The following is a 14,839-nucleotide window of genomic DNA, read 5'->3' on the forward strand; positions in this document are numbered from 1 at the left end:
TGGAAAAAATGGTTGGACTGGGTGAACCAGGTCTTAGTCTTGTTGGCAGTAGCTGACAATGGCGGTCGTGCCATCGAAGTGTTGGAAGGTCACCAGGGTGCCCTCCGGCAGTTCGGTCTCCCCGGTTTCGGCAACGCGCAGACGATAGAAGTCGCCATTGACCTTGACGCCGCTGGCACCATCGAAGTCACGCTTTAGTGTCGTATAGGTAAGGCCTTTTTCCACGCCTGTCCCGGTGGTGCCATAGGCAACGCCGCGCGGTGAAAACCAGGGCCGGATCACCATGATGGCGAGTGGTACCAGCAGGCCCGCAAAGACGCCCATGCCCAGCAATTGCCAAGGCAGGCCCAGGCCCATGGCCGCCAGTATCGATGTCAACGCGGCGGCCACCCCCAGTGCCAACAGCACGAGGCCACCGGAAGAGAGCTCCGCCAGGCCCAGCAGCAGGGCGATGGCAATCCAGATCAGGGCAGGATTCCAGTCCATGATAGTCTCTGTGTCGAGGATGATTTGGCCATGCGTGGCCTACATTGACCTGTGTGCGACCCCAGGTTTTACGATATCCAGGTCGCCCATGTTATAGGAGAGCATCATGACGTACACCCCGGCAGTTCGTTCTCGCACCGTATTGACCGCCACCCTGACCGGTGCCGCCCTGGCTGCTGCCTTGCTGGCGGGCTCTGTGGTGGCCGACAGTCATGAAGAGAAGTCCCATGGCGATCATGGCATGGAGGAGGACGGGCATGCGGATAACCCCGCGGTACAGGCCTACCGCGAAGCCAATGAACGCATGCATGAAGACATGATGATCGAGTACACCGGTGATGCCGATGCCGACTTCGCGCGTGGCATGATCCCGCATCACCAGGGGGCGATCGACATGGCCAACGTCGTGCTGTTGCATGGCGAGGACGATGCGATCCGTGATCTGGCACGCGAGGTCATCGAGGCCCAGGAGGACGAGATCGCCTTCCTGCGCGACTGGCTCGTGCAGCACGGCTACGAGGTCGACTGAGGTTGGCGTGACAAACGCTGCGACGCCACCGTTCGGCAAGCGAACCATGGCGTCGAAACGGAGACACCCTGGCCCCGTGCGAGCGGCGGTCAGGGCCACCCCGGGAGTGCCATGAGCGTGGCGGTGCATCACACCCTGCGCTTTGGTGCCCAGCAGGTGGCTACAGTTCCAGGCGCTCCTTCACCCGGCCGAAGGCGGCCAGGGCGAACGTCAGGTCGTCGCGGGTCAGAGCCGCTGACATCTGTGTGCGGATGCGTGCCTTGCCCTTGGGCACCACGGGGAAGGAGAAGGCGACCACATAGACACCCTCCTTGAGCATCTCCTCGGCGAAGCGCGCTGCAACGGTGGCATCGTGCAGCATCACCGGCACGATGGGGTGCTCGCCGGGCAGTAGCTCGAAGCCCAGGGACTCCAGGCCGGTGCGGAAGAAGGCAGTATTCTCCCTTAGCCTTTCGCGCAGTTCGCTGGACTCGCCGGCCAGTTCCAGTGCCTTCAAGGCACCGGCCACTATCGGTGGGGCCACGGTATTGGAGAATAGATAGGGGCGCGAGCGCTGGCGCAGCAGCTCGATCACCTCGCGCTTGCCGCTGGTATAGCCGCCGCTGGCGCCGCCCAGTGCCTTGCCGAGGGTGCCGGTGGTGATATCCACTCGATCCATGCAGCCTTTGTGCTCATGGGTGCCGCGGCCGCTGGCGCCGATGAAGCCGGTGGCGTGGCAGTCGTCGAAGTGCACCAGGGCGCCGTATCGCTCGGCCAGGTCGCAGATCTCGTCGAGCCTGGCAATGTAGCCATCCATCGAGAAGACCCCGTCGCTGGTGACCAGCTTGAAGCGGGCGCCGTCGCGGTCGGCGGCCTGCAACTGGGCCTCCAGGTCGGCCATGTCGCTGTTGCGGTAGCGATAGCGTTTTGCCTTGCTGAGCCGCACGCCGTCGATGATGCTGGCATGGTTGAGCTCGTCGGAGATCACCGCGTCTTCGGCGCCAAGCAGGGTTTCGAACAGGCCACCGTTGGCATCGAAGCAGGAAGGGTAGAGGATCGTATCCTCGGTTCCCAGGAATTCGGTGAGCGTCTCTTCCAACTGCTTGTGCAGGCTCTGGGTGCCGCAAATGAAGCGTACCGAGGCCAGTCCGTAGCCCCATTCGTCCAGGCCGGCCCTGGCGGCCGCATTGACCTCGGGGTGCTGGGCCAGGCCCAGATAGTTGTTGGCGCAAAGGTTGAGTACTGCGCGACCATGGTTGATGCCGACATGGGCCCCCTGGGGGGTGGTCAACTGCCGCTCGTGCTTGGTGAGGCCCGCTTCCTCGATGGCATCGAGCTCGTGCCGCAGATGCTGTTGAAAGGCTCCGTACATGTCATGACTCCCAGTTCAGGACGACCTTGCTGGCTTCTCCGGACAGCATGGCATCGAAGCCGCGCTGAAACTCGGTGTAGGGCAGGCGATGGGTGATCACCGGTGAGATATCGAGTCCGGATTCGATCATGACCGACATCTTGTACCAGGTCTCGTACATCTCGCGACCGTAGATCCCTTTCAGCGTCAGCATGTTGAAGATCACGGTGTTCCAGTCGATGGCCATCTCTTCGCTGGGAATACCAAGCATCGCCACCTTTCCACCGTGGCACATGTTGGCCAGCATGTCGCGGAAGGCGGCGGGGCTGCCGGACATCTCCAGGCCGACGTCGAAGCCTTCGCTCAACCCCAGGTCGCGTTGCACGTCGGCCAGGCTCTCGTGGCGTACGTCCACCGTACGGGTGGCGCCCAGGCGAGCGGCCAGTGCCAGGCGATCGGGGTTCAGGTCGGTGATCACCACATGGCGCGCGCCGGCATGGCGGCACACCGCCGCTGCCATGGCACCGATGGGGCCGGCACCGGTAATCAACACGTCCTCGCCAAGCAGGTCGTACTGAAGGGCCGTGTGGACCGCGTTGCCCAGTGGGTCGAACAGCGAGGCCACGTCCAGGTCGATGCCCGGCGCGTGCTCCCAGACATTGGACATCGGCAGAGCCATATACTCGGCAAAGGCGCCAGGGCGGTTGACGCCAACCCCGCTGGTATGGGCGCAGAGGTGGCGACGCCCCGCCAGGCAATTGCGACAGCGCCCACAGACCACGTGCCCCTCGCCGGAAACGAGCTGGCCCGTCTTGAAGTCATTGACGTTGGAACCGACCTCGACGATTTCACCGACGAACTCGTGCCCTACGACCATGGGCGTCGGGATGGTCTTCCGGGCCCAGCTGTCCCAGTTGTAGATATGGATGTCGGTCCCGCAAATGGCGGTACGCTTCACCTTGATCAGGACATCGTTGATACCGAGCTCGGGGTCCGGTACGTCTTCCAGCCAGAGTCCCGGTGCGGCCTCTTTCTTGACCAGTGCTTTCATGTCTCTACCTTTTGTTCGTTGGCGGTGGCTTGTCGAAATGCTGCGTCTGGGTTTGGTTGTAGGATGCTTGAGAAAACGAAGGTTGAAAGGCTGGGGACGAGTGGACTGGCAATTCATGCCAGGGCGTTTACTATAAGAGAGTAAATTCCAGTATCGCAGAATATTTCCACTATGCAAGAATAAATTCCTTCATGGTGGAGGTCGGCGTTGCGGCGCGCCCGTTCATGCGGCCATGGGTATCGGTATAGAGGAGTGCAGGGTTGAACGACAGGACGACGGAAGTCGAACAGCACGGCGAAGCAGGTAGCCAGGTGCTTTCCAGCCGCGTGATCGAGCTGCGCAAGAAGCGCAATCTCACCCTTGAGCAGTTGGCGGCCGCTTCGGGGGTCAGTCGTTCGATGCTCAGCCAGATCGAACGTGGCCGCGCCAACCCCACCCTGGCGGTAACCCTGCGTATTGCCCAGGCGTTCGGGTTGAACATCGGCGAGCTCGTCGATCAACCCTGGGCGGCTTCCCGCATCGAGCTGGTGCGTAGCGACGACACCAGCCAGCTGTTCCGTGACGACCAGGAGTGCCGGATTCGCACCCTGTCCCCCCTGCACCTGGAAAAGAACGTGGAATTCTACGAAATCCGTATCGCCCCCCGGGCACGCCTGCATAGCGCGCCGCACTTCGAGGGCACCCGCGAGCTGCTGACCATTACCCAGGGCAGTGCCCGTATCCAGGCCGGAGACAATCACTGCGTACTGAACCCGGGCGATACCGCTCACTACCATGCGGACCTGGAACACACCATCGAGAACAGCGGTGACGAGGAACTGGTGGGTTTTCTGGTCGTGACCTACCAATGAGTGACCGGCACGAAGCCCGGCCTGGCAGGTCTGGGTCAACCGGGGTATTCGGTCGCGGTGTCACGCGGACTTTCTTCACCCTTCGGGAGCTGACGCATGACGGGCCTGGTTTACTGGCTGGACATGGCAGGCGTGATCGTCTTCGCCCTATCCGGCGTCATACTCGCCTGCCGTTCACGGATGGACCCCTTCGGCATGCTGGTGCTGGCGGCGGTGACCGGTATTGGCGGCGGCACCCTGCGCGACCTGGTGTTGGGTGTGAGGCCGGTCTTCTGGGTGGCGGACCCGACCTATCTCTGGGTGATTCTGGCCACGGTGGGGGTATCCATCGTCGGCTTTCACTACATTCACCGCCTCTCCCGGATATTCCTGCCGGTGGCAGATGCCTTCGGCCTGGCCCTGTTCACGGTCATCGGCGCCCACAAGGCACTACAGCTCGGAACGCCCGGGGTGGTGGCGGTTCTGATGGGGCTGTTGACAGGCGTCGCCGGCGGCATGGTGCGCGACGTGCTGGCGCGCCGAGTGCCGATGGTGCTGCGCCAGGAGGTCTACGCCACGGCATCCATTGCCGGCGGGGTGACCTACGTCATGCTGGTAGCGCTGGGCGCGCCGGGAGCGGTGGCCATCGGCCTGGCACTATCGATGACGCTTGGCCTGCGGCTGGCTGCCATTCACTGGCGATTGTCGCTGCCGGTCTTTGCCTGGGTCGTCATTCATCCTCCGGCGTCGACCATTCCCGCCGACCCGGTAAACGATACGCCGAAAGCGGCGAAAACCAAGGCGCGGGTAAAGCTGATTCGCCAGCAACGGGGCCGCACCGGCTCGGGTGGAAGGCGTGAATGATCCACGCCCGCGGCAGCGCTGGCCCCACGCTTGGTTGGGGATGCTGCTGCTGTTCTCGCTGCTGGTGGGCTGTGCTGCCCTGCAGCCGGAGCTGGAGCGTGAGCGCCACCGCGAGGCGGGGCTCGCCATTCAGGCGGTTTACGATGCCGCGCTGCCGGACCTGCCACCAGCCAAGCAGCGGCACTATGCCCAGCGGCTCTATCGGATCAGTGCGGAGCCCGACTACCTGCCGTTCAGCCACGATCACGGTCAGCGGCTGCTGAGCAAGCTCGCGGCGGATATCGAGGGGCTGGCGGAGCCGGGTCATGCGGCCGCGCGCAGCCGGGACATCATCGACGACTACCCGCTGCGGACCAGGAAGCAGCGTGCCCGGCATGCGATGCTGGAGGAGTGGGGGGAGATCGCCTTCGCTCGCCAGTTGCTCTTTCGCCTGGTCCAGGCCAACTATTATGGCCTGCTGGACTCCCCGGCACTGCATGGGCGGGAGCGTGCCTTCCGCTACCTGGCAGGCGTGGAATGGGAGCGCTTCCTGACCGACCCGCACGTGATGCGGATCTATGCCGCCCAGGTGGCCAATCAGGCGTATTTCCTGCACGACCTCGATATCATGGACCTGCGTGACGAAGTGACGACGGCCTTCCGACGGCAATATCCCGCCGAAAGCGTAGCCAGCTTGGGCCGGGACGAGTACCACAACATGCTCTACGGCATGACCCATTTCGTGATCGCCGCAAGCCGATACTATCAGCAGTGGGTAGACCCCCGGGCCTATGCCTGGATACTCGATCGCTTCGAGCAGGATATCGAGCGGATCCTGGTGGATGCCACCGAGGATATTCAGGCCGAAGTGGCGCTGAGCTTCCTGTTGGCCGGGCAGGATGACCATGACGTCGTGATCCGGGTGCGCGATGTGCTGGTCGAGGCCATCGACCCCCGGGCGGGTATCATTCCCTCGCCGACAGGCAGTGTCGACCTGGACGGTGGCGAGCATCGCAACGTGCTGGCGATCCTGGTCCTTCGCTGGCCGGGCAGGCTCTATTCCGGCCCCGACCTGTCGACGCTGGGGTTATGACCATGCTCAGAGCCTGGGCCGGAGCCATGGCTTGCGTCATGACCGGGCGGCGGTATCGCATCGCTGAGAGAAAGGCGAGAGAGGGGCTTGCCAAGCTGGAGTGCCAGCTCGTCTTTGATATGCTGGTATAACGGCCTCAAGGCATCATGCAGGTCCCTCTCGGCCTGGTGCTGGTCGATATAGTAGGCCGCCCTGGGCCCACAGTAGTCGATCACCCTCCCGACTTGCCTGAAACCCAAACCCGACATTTTCAGCAATCGCGAAAACCGTGGCTCCATCATGGCAAAGACATTCTGCCTGTCGGCAAGACCGACGATGGCGGTGGCGGCGAGAAACAGGCTCAGGCCCACCAGCGGCGCATAGGGTTTGATTTCGTGGCCTGACAACTGCTGGCTATCCTGTTCATTCAAGCCGATGACGCTGTCATGGCTTCTCCTGAAAGCGGGGTGGACGGCGAGCCTCGACACTTCGCAGATGGACGAGCGATTGAACTTCGAAGGGTGGAGCTCAGGATGGTCAAGGCTATGACCGCAGCTCCGTTCCAGGGGCAACTGGTCGAGGGGAGCGGCGGCGTTGCCGGGTATGACGACGACCCTCAGGCAGCCGGCATCGACACCGCTTGGCGTGTGATTCAGCAGGCAGAGAATGGCATGCCGGTCATGAATGTCGTTCTCGAAGGGCACCTCGCGATTGTCGCCGAGCGCATAATTCAGCTCCTGCCTGAATACCTTGTGCCTCAGGGAGTAGGCCCTGTAACGGCTGGCCTTGTCACTGGCGATCTTGAACGTGAACTGCTCCGCAAATTCCCGGAGCCGGATGTCTGCCTGTAACGTCTGTTCCTTCTGCGCCGTGTTTTTTTTCATGTCCTCACCGGCTTCCTTACCGTCTGGATGGATCGGGTGGCTTGTCAGTTGCTATTGAAGGTTTCGGGTATCACGTCCGTCAGTAGCTCCGGGAGGCCGAGGTGGAAGCCTTGGCCGTAGGTAATGCCGTAGGTTTCCAGGAGCGGTATCAGGTCCTCCTGGTCGACGAATTCGGCGATGGCCTGCTTGCCGAAACCGGCGGCGATATCGGCGATGGCCCTGACGATGACCCGGCTATCGGGGTTGGTCAGCAGGCTCCGAATGAAGGCGCCATCGATCTTGATGTAATCGACCGGAAGTTCACCCAGGTAGTGGAAGCTGCTGAACCCGATGCCGAAGTCATCGAGGGCCGTGCGGCACCCCAGGTCGCGGATCGCCTGCAGCACGCCACGTGCAGTGGAAAAGTCCGTTACCGCCGCCGTTTCGGTAATCTCGAGAATGAGGTAGTTCGGATCGGCCCCGGAAGCGGCCAGTTCATCGATCAGGAACTGCTTGAGCCCGTCGTCATGCAGGGATTGTCCCGACAGGTTGACCGCCAGGCTGATTCCCTTGTCCTGGACGTGCTTGAGTGCCCGGAGACTGTGCCGTAGCACCCAGCGGTCGAGCTGTAGAATCTGACCGCTGCGCTCCGCGATGGGAATGAAGTGCATGGGGGCGATCAAGGCTCCCCTGGGCCCACGCATGCGCAGCAGTATCTCGTAGTGCCGAACGTCCCTGTCGTTCAGCCTGACGATCGGCTGTGCCATCAGCTCGAAGCCATCCTCCTCGATCGCCTGGCGTATCCGCTCCACCCAGTAGACCCGCTCCTGAAGCTCATCCTTGGCGCTTTCGACAGTCGAAAGCAGATGCCAGCGCTGTGCACCGCTCTCCTTCGCCTTGTACATGGCGAGATCGGCACTGGCCATCAGGTCTGCGGCGTTATTGCCATGGTCCGGGAAGAGAGCGATCCCCAGGCTGGCGGCGGCCCGATGCCGCTGGCCGCCGGCATCCAGGCCGGTGCTCTCCAGGAGCGGGGTTATCTGCTTGGCGACGCAGATGGCCTGCCTGGCGTCGGCGCCATCCAGCAGCAGCGCGAACTCGTCGCCACCAAGCCGGGCAATCACGCCACGGTGGCCAAACTCCTGGAACAGCGTGTCGGCAACCATGCGGAGCAGGCGATCCCCGGTATGGTGACCGCTGAGTTCGTTGACGTCCTTGAACTGATCGAGATCCAGCAACAATACCGCCCCACTTCGACCGCGCTGCATCACGCTGCCCAGCGCTTCGTGGAAGTAGCGCCGATTGTAGAGTTCGGTAAGCGGATCGCGCTCTGCCAGCCAGGTCAGGCGCGCTTCGGCTATCTTTCGTTCGGTGATGTCGAGCCCTACCGAAATCCGGCTGGTATTGCCATCGGAGTGTGGTGGCAGGGGCGCGTGATACCAGGCAATGGTCCGCTGCCGGCCATCCGCCGTGAGCAGGTTGCGCTCTTCCTGCAGCGAACTGTCGGCAAGGCCGGTAACAAGGCGCGTGGCAAAGACGTCATCGAAGAGACGGCCAAGCAGTTTCTCTTCCTGGGTGGCCATTACCGAGAGGGCATAATCGTTGACCAGGCCGATTCGGCCATGCTCGTCCTGGGTCACGATGAAGACCCGCGCCGTATCCAGCAGGCTACCGACGAAATCCCGTTCCCGTGCCAGTTCCTGCAGGCGCTCGGCAAGTTGGTCGGCCTGGGTGTTGACCTCCTGTTCCAGGGCTTCCAGCTGTTGGGAGAGTTCCAGTGTGGTGCCTTCCAGGACATCGATCTCGTCAGGGAGGCGTCGCTTGGGTCTGGGTATGGTGCTGCGGACGTTGGCGAAGCCGCCATGGGCGAGGATCGGGAGCACCCCTGCCAGCCGCTGAAGCCGGGCCATGGGCCTCAACAGGATGGCCAGCAAGAGCAGTTCGGCAGCCAGCCAGCCGACGATCCCGGCAATGAGCAGGGTGCGGGTGTCGTGGTTGATGGCCTTGATCTGAGGCGTGATGTCGGAAGCCAGAAGGAAATAACCCGCGCTACGCCTCTCCTCGTCTGTTTCGACATGCACCGCCGAGAGCTCGATGTCCCGGCCATCATGATGAAGCCGCAAGGGGGAGCGCAGCAGGTCGTTGAGGGTGATTCTTTCGGAGCCTGCCTGAAGAAGAGAGAAATAGGCCTCCTGATGGGTCATGGCGGCCAGATGGCCGTTCCAGCTTTCCACATGGCGCTCTGGTAGAGCCTCCGGCACCGTGCCGGTGATCATCAGGGCGACATCGCTGCCAGACACCTGGTGGATCTGGCGTGTCACGTCGGCCAGGGAACGAGAGAGCATGACCATGCCGACACTCTCGCCGGCGACCAGTATGGGCACCACCGCGTATTGGCGACAGTCGGTGGAGCAACGCAGTGCGGACAAGGGAAACTCGGTTTCCATCACCTGGTGGGCCCATTTCTGGATCGGCCACTCATTGTCGCTCTGCCCCTGCCCCCATTCGGCCAACTGCTGCCCTTGGGCGTTGAACACGAGGATTTCGTCAATCCCGGCGTCGAGCTGTAGCGTAGGCCATTGTGAGGAAAGTGAGTGGATCAATTCCTCCCCTGTTCCCGTTTCCAGCGCCGGGCCGAGTTCGGGCGAGGCTGCCGCCAGGGCCGCCAACTGTTGCAGGCTGTTTTCGGAACGTTGCAGGGCGAGCTGGATTTCCCGGAACTGGCGGTCGTTATATTCCGCTCGGCTTTCTTCGAACTGACGTGTCAGGTTGGCGTGACCGAGCCAGGTGAACAGCACTACCAGCGCCAGCAGCAGCAGGCTGCTGAGCGCGAGAACTCGCCAGGTGAGGCTGAGGCGATGGCGGGTACCATGGGCTTTCGAAGCGCTCATTCAAGCTTTCCCGGGCCGGTGGATGGGAGACTGGACGATGGCTTGTCAGAAGCGAAGCGATAGCTGGAACAGCAGCATGTTCCAGTGGCGACGGGTTTCCGTCACGTCGGGATTATCCTGTAGCGGCAGCCAGCCGGTGCCGTCGATATGGTGGTATTCGGCAGCCAACAGCAGCCTGGGGTTCACATGCCACTGCAGGCCGAGGGTGATGTCCTCGGCGTAGCGTGAGTGTGCCGGGCCGAGGCCGCTGGCTTCGTAGGCGCTGCCCGAGCGGTCGCTGCGGTCACTGATCAGGCTGTCGTAGCGTATCAGCCACTGCCAGTTGTCGTGGAAGCGGCGGGTGTACTGCAGGTACCAGCTCTCGCCGGTGGTGTCGGCATCGCGAATCAGGCCGGAACCCGACGTCGACAGTTTGCGCAGGGCGAATTCACCGGTCAGAGCCCAGTTCTCCATATCGTACTGGAGAGAAAGAATCCACGGCTGGAAGTTGAGCTCACCCTCGCTGGGGCCGAGTTCCAGGTCCAGATTGACGTCGGCTACGCTGACGGCTGCGGTAAAACGCCCGTTGCCATGTTCATAGAGGAGTTGACCGATCGACGAGGTGCTGCCGCTGGCGCTCGAGCTCGAGCCCGGTGGGAAAAGCTGGTTGCCCAGGTCACGGGTTGTCGGCGTCCCGACACCGGCTTTCAGGCGCAGTGTGCCACTATCCAGGCGCTCTTCGGCATAGACGCTGGCGCCGTCGGCCGATAGCCCGAGCGATCGGGTACGGTCGAAGTAAATGGACTGGGGAAGCAGTATGCTGGGGCGCGTGAACGCTACGTCGCGGGTCTGGTTATAGAAGCCGAAGGGGTTCTTGAACCGACCGGCCTGTATGCCAAGGGTGCGCTGCTGGTTGGAGAGCAACTGGTAGTCGATGATACCGTAATCCAGTACCGGTCTGGCATCGTCGCCATCCCCGCCGGCGCGGCGACCGAGAACCTGGGCTGCGATCAAGACATCCTGATGGGGGCGAAGGGAGGCGTTTGCCCCGATCTCGGTGAACTTGAGGCTGCCAGCGCCACTACTGCTAGGGCCGAAGAAATCATTGTGATCGGTGATGACCAGAGCCTGGCTGAGAAAGCCATGGATCTGCAGGGTATCCAGGATGCTCTCCGCCATCGCGGGTGTTGCCACCCCGAAAAGCAGGGCGGCCAGCAGCGGCCGGGGGCTCCAGCTACTCCATCGTAATGACTTGGATTCGCTCATCCAGATACTCCCTTTCCAGATACCCAAGGGCGCCGGGCGTGGTCGCGATGCGTTCCAGCATTTCGGACTGACTGTTGACGCGATTGGGTGCCTGGCCGGTGCCCGAAAAAACCATGCGATCCCAGGCCAGCTGAAGCTGGTGGGGGTAGACGACGAGTTGTTCCTTCGTGAAGCGCGCATGAACAGGATGATCATTGGGTAGCACGTAGACACGCACGGCTTGTCCGTCCGGCCAGGTGCGTTGGCGCATGGCGAAGATGGCTCGCGTGGTATCGCGGGTCAACGTGTGTGTGTCGACGCCGGAGTGTGCGATCAGCGCCAGTTTCTGCTCGTTGGCACTGATCGTCACCGATGACGACAGCAACACCAGTGTCAGGAGCAAGACGCGCATCAATCCGGCCACACGACACCTTCCCGAATGCCGAGATTACATGGCGTAGCGGCAGGCAGACGAGTTGCCGGCCTCTTCCGGGCAGGCAGTGTCACGGCTTCGGTGCCTGGCCATCGACATCCGATGGTTGGCCAGGACGTCAAAAGCGTCTCGATAGCGAATTCCCCCGATCCCCATAAACCTTGGCATGGAGAGGTCACGACAAGGTCAAGCTTCCTGCATTGTTATCGATAGTGCTGAAATAGCGCTTTGTCTGCACAATATACGCTGAGAGCGGACCTGACGAGAAGGTACCCGCATCAAGGCCCATCAACGTAGGCAGAGCCAATGCGTCATAATAGCGTTTCTTCAATACGTTACTATTGCCGGGCCGGCTCGGTGGCGCTGCTTTCCACCATCGACCCGGTCAGGTCCATTTTCCCGCCCTTGCTGTCCTTTCTCCCATCGTCATGACCTTTGTGGCTTCGTCTCGGTAGAAAATATGGCATCATCGGCATTTTGTGGCACATCACCCAGGGCAGGCCAGACCACGCATGTTTCTCGACTCCTACCATACGCAGATGGGCTCGCGCATTTCCATTACATCGCAGCAGGCCAGTGACTTTGCCAAGTGTGTCGCCGGCGACTTCAACCCGATTCACGATGCGGGAGCTCGACGCTTCTGCGTACCGGGGGACCTGCTGTTTGCACTGGTACTGAGTCGCTTCGGGCTTTCCCGACACATGGATTTCCACTTCCGCAGCATGGTCGGTGACAGTACGGCGCTCTGCTTGCAGGAGCACCATAACGGCCAGCTCGCTGTCAGTGACGAAGGGGGGAAACGGTACCTGGACGTGACTCGACGCGGGGAAGTGACCACCGACGAGGCGGCGGTCGAGGCGTTTACCCGTTGTTACGTCGCTTTCTCGGGCAGGAACTTTCCGCATGTGCTCAAGCCGCTGTTGGAAGAGCAGGGGGTCATGTTCAACCCGCGCCGTCCGCTGGTGATCTACGACAGCATGGGATTCACGCTCGAGCGCCTGGACCTGAGCCGGCCTTCGCTGGAGCTGGTGGACTCGAGCCTGGAGGTCAACGGCAAGCGCGGCGATGTGCGACTCAAGTTCCGTATTACCGATAACGGCAACGAGGTCGGCAGTGGCGCGAAGAAACTGGTCGTCAGTGGACTGTGCGATTATGACGCCGAGGCCATGAGTGAGATCGTCGCCGAATTCTACCGTCTCAAGGCGGCCTACGAAGCCGGCGGCCGATAGCCGCCAGCGGACCTAGACCACGACGGTAACGGGACAGCTGGCCAGGTCGATGACCCGGTGGCTGACGCTTCCCATCAGTTTTTCCTGCCATGTGCCGAGCCCTCGCCGCCCCATGATGATCACCGGGTAATCCTGGTGGCGGTTGGCCTGCTGGACAATGGCCTCCGCATAGCGATCCCCCGCCAGAACCAGTTCGACGATACCCGCCGGCACCATGCCCACGACGTGACGGGCACGTGAAAAGATGCGCTCCGCCTCGTCCATCTCTTCGTCGCCCTGCCTGGGCGGCTTGCCGGCCGGCCGGCAGAACAGCAGCTCCACCATGGCGTCCGCGCTTCGTGCCAGGTCGCCGGCTACGGCGGCGGCCTGGTCGCTGTGGCGTGAGCCGTCCACCGGCAGCAGTATGCGACGGATTCGTTGAACATCTTCCGGCGCGGCTTCGTCATGTACCACGGTCACCGGGCAGGGCGCCCTGTGCACGACCTCGTTGCTCACACTTCCCTCGACGAACTTCCCCATGTCGCTGAGATGCCGGGCTCCGACCACCACAAGGCAACCCTCATGGCGTCGCACGTGCTCGACGATGGTTCGTGCCGGGTGGCGCACGAAATTCTCGTCCTCGAGGATCACCTCTTCGGGAGTCGGGTCCAGCGGAGGCTCGATGACCTGCCTGGCGCTTTCGAAAGCACTGGCGGCGGCCTTGAGTCGCAACGAACGGTCCCTGTCGGCGTCGGCCCGACGATTGGCCGGCAGATCGCTGAGTTCGGGAGGGTTGAGGGGCATGACATGCAACAGCTGTAGAGGCGCCTGTAGCAGGCGAGCCAGCATGGCGGCATGGCGTGTCGCGGCAGCAGCGGTGGATGAGCCGTCTACTGGCACGATCACGAGCGAAATGCGCTCACTCATGTGAAGCTCCCTTGGCAGACAACGGTATCGGATCAGGTCTTCAGACTAGCGTATTTGGGCTGCTCTCGTCTGCTGGTCGCCCGGCACATGCAGGCGCTTGCCGAACATCATGCCGCCCAACGGGACCCGATTGGCAACCTGATTCAACCAGATGGAGCCGGTGAACCCCACCACGATCAACAGTAGGGTATAGACCGGTAGCGAGAAGTTCATCGCGTCGTTTGTGACGTCCACCATGGCAAAGAACATGGGATGCGCCAGGTAGATGCCGAACGAATATTCGTTGACGCGTCTGACCATGGAGGGAGCCGGGCGATTCCGCAGCCGGGTCATGACGCAAAAGGTGAAGAGGATGAACAGGGGGATGACCCATGTCTCCTTGGAAGAATACTCCAGCCAGCCAGGCAGCGTCAGCAGGACGATCAGCGCAATGAAGGCAACCAGGTAGACCGGCCGGGCAAGTTGTCGCATCAGCGGAACCTCATGCAGCCGTTGCGAGGTCAGTTGCGCATAATGGCGAACCAGAAGCATGGCCAGAAAGAACAGGTAGATCCAGCCAAGCGGGGCAATCCACAGCAGGTACCCGGGCGGCGCGATGCCGTACCAGCGGGTCAGCCCCCAATAGGCGATCCCGACCAGGCTGCCGATGGCCAGCCAGGGGCTGGGCTTCATCCAGCGCACCAGGCCATAATGGGAATAGACCCAATAGAAGGCATAGAATTGCATGGCAATGATCAGGAAATAGCCATGCCAGCCGGCATAGACCAGGTATTCGATCATGTTCTCGATGAAGCCGACATCACCGTTGGCGCGGTGGTTGCTGACATAGTTCGTCGTGGAGTAGATCAACCCGTAGACTAGGTAGGGCACCATGATGTATTTCATCCGCCTGGCCAGAAAGCCTTCGGGGAGGCGGCTGCCATAGCGAACCGAAAACAGAAAGATCGAGATGAAGATGAAGATCGGTGTACCGAGAACGGTAGGAATGCGCGCCAGGTCGACGTACACGTTATCGATATGCTGATTCAGGCGGTCCAGGAGATGGAAGCTGAAGACGGCAAGGCAACCATAGAAGCGTAGCCAGTAAATTTCTTCGATCTGCTTCATGGGCTCCTCGAACCTTCCATGGGTTAGCTGGAACATCATTAGCCG

Annotated in this window: 14 protein-coding genes; 5 read left to right on the top strand and 9 right to left on the bottom strand. The window is 61.9% G+C overall.

Annotation, left to right across the window (positions count from 1 at the left end; genetic code table 11):
- Positions 1-33: 33 nt before the first annotated feature.
- Positions 34-486 (bottom strand): NfeD family protein, encoded by a 453-nt coding sequence (locus C1H69_RS14390; RefSeq protein WP_102654070.1) that lies wholly within the window; start codon positions 484-486, stop codon positions 34-36.
- A gap of 106 nt (positions 487-592) precedes the next feature.
- On the opposite strand from C1H69_RS14390, the gene copM reads away from it, so the two are divergent.
- Positions 593-1,015, top strand: coding sequence for a CopM family metallochaperone (copM, locus tag C1H69_RS14395; protein WP_102654071.1), 423 nt, complete (start codon positions 593-595; stop codon positions 1,013-1,015).
- 160 nt (positions 1,016-1,175) lie between these two features.
- On the opposite strand, the gene kbl is transcribed toward copM, so the two are convergent.
- Both kbl and tdh read right to left on the bottom strand, forming a co-directional pair.
- Complete coding sequence (gene kbl / locus C1H69_RS14400) at positions 1,176-2,366, bottom strand: glycine C-acetyltransferase (protein ID WP_102654072.1); 1,191 nt, start codon at positions 2,364-2,366, stop codon at positions 1,176-1,178.
- Between the two features lies 1 nt (position 2,367).
- Complete coding sequence (gene tdh / locus C1H69_RS14405; protein WP_102654073.1) at positions 2,368-3,396, bottom strand: L-threonine 3-dehydrogenase; 1,029 nt, start codon at positions 3,394-3,396, stop codon at positions 2,368-2,370.
- 260 nt (positions 3,397-3,656) lie between these two features.
- Here tdh and C1H69_RS14410 point away from each other — a divergent pair, with 260 nt between their 5' ends.
- The 3 genes from C1H69_RS14410 (at position 3,657) to C1H69_RS14420 (ending at position 6,162) form a co-directional block, all read left to right on the top strand.
- Positions 3,657-4,247 carry a helix-turn-helix domain-containing protein gene (locus C1H69_RS14410; protein WP_240609957.1) on the top strand — a complete coding sequence of 197 codons (591 nt, stop codon included), beginning with the start codon at positions 3,657-3,659 and terminating at the stop codon, positions 4,245-4,247.
- Between the two features lie 96 nt (positions 4,248-4,343).
- The gene (locus tag C1H69_RS14415; RefSeq protein ID WP_102654074.1) at positions 4,344-5,090 is read left to right on the top strand and encodes a trimeric intracellular cation channel family protein; all 747 of its coding nucleotides are present in this window, start codon (positions 4,344-4,346) and stop codon (positions 5,088-5,090) included.
- On the top strand, positions 5,083-6,162 hold the full coding sequence (locus C1H69_RS14420) for a DUF3541 domain-containing protein (protein ID WP_240609958.1): 1,080 nt from the start codon (positions 5,083-5,085) through the stop codon (positions 6,160-6,162). Before C1H69_RS14415 ends, C1H69_RS14420 begins: the two co-directional genes overlap by 8 nt.
- Here C1H69_RS14420 and C1H69_RS14425 read toward each other — a convergent pair.
- Genes C1H69_RS14425 through C1H69_RS14440 form a run of 4 tightly spaced genes read right to left on the bottom strand, consistent with a single transcriptional unit; the run spans position 6,126 to position 11,531 of the window.
- Positions 6,126-7,025, bottom strand: coding sequence for a PEP-CTERM/exosortase system-associated acyltransferase (locus C1H69_RS14425; RefSeq protein ID WP_102654076.1), 900 nt, complete (start codon positions 7,023-7,025; stop codon positions 6,126-6,128). The two genes, C1H69_RS14420 and C1H69_RS14425, sit on opposite strands and share 37 nt — an antisense overlap.
- Before the next feature lie 44 nt (positions 7,026-7,069).
- Positions 7,070-9,895, bottom strand: coding sequence for a bifunctional diguanylate cyclase/phosphodiesterase (locus C1H69_RS14430; protein ID WP_102654077.1), 2,826 nt, complete (start codon positions 9,893-9,895; stop codon positions 7,070-7,072).
- Positions 9,896-9,940: 45 nt separating this feature from the next.
- Positions 9,941-11,140 carry a hypothetical protein gene (locus C1H69_RS14435; RefSeq protein ID WP_205738490.1) on the bottom strand — a complete coding sequence of 400 codons (1,200 nt, stop codon included), beginning with the start codon at positions 11,138-11,140 and terminating at the stop codon, positions 9,941-9,943.
- On the bottom strand, positions 11,109-11,531 hold the full coding sequence (locus tag C1H69_RS14440; protein WP_102654079.1) for a hypothetical protein: 423 nt from the start codon (positions 11,529-11,531) through the stop codon (positions 11,109-11,111). The genes C1H69_RS14435 and C1H69_RS14440 overlap by 32 nt, the downstream gene beginning before the upstream one ends.
- A 533-nt stretch (positions 11,532-12,064) precedes the next feature.
- Here C1H69_RS14440 and C1H69_RS14445 point away from each other — a divergent pair.
- Positions 12,065-12,781 carry a DUF3581 domain-containing protein gene (locus C1H69_RS14445; protein WP_102654080.1) on the top strand — a complete coding sequence of 239 codons (717 nt, stop codon included), beginning with the start codon at positions 12,065-12,067 and terminating at the stop codon, positions 12,779-12,781.
- Between the two features lie 12 nt (positions 12,782-12,793).
- On the opposite strand, the gene C1H69_RS14450 is transcribed toward C1H69_RS14445, so the two are convergent.
- Positions 12,794-13,687, bottom strand: a complete 894-nt coding sequence (locus tag C1H69_RS14450) for a universal stress protein (protein ID WP_102654081.1) — start codon at positions 13,685-13,687, stop codon at positions 12,794-12,796.
- Positions 13,688-13,732: 45 nt separating this feature from the next.
- Positions 13,733-14,794 (bottom strand): acyltransferase family protein, encoded by a 1,062-nt coding sequence (locus C1H69_RS14455; RefSeq protein ID WP_102654153.1) that lies wholly within the window; start codon positions 14,792-14,794, stop codon positions 13,733-13,735.
- Positions 14,795-14,839 lie beyond the last annotated feature (45 nt).

Source organism: Billgrantia endophytica (assembly GCF_002879615.1).
In the GTDB taxonomy this organism is placed as follows: Bacteria; Pseudomonadota; Gammaproteobacteria; order Pseudomonadales; family Halomonadaceae; genus Halomonas; species Halomonas endophytica.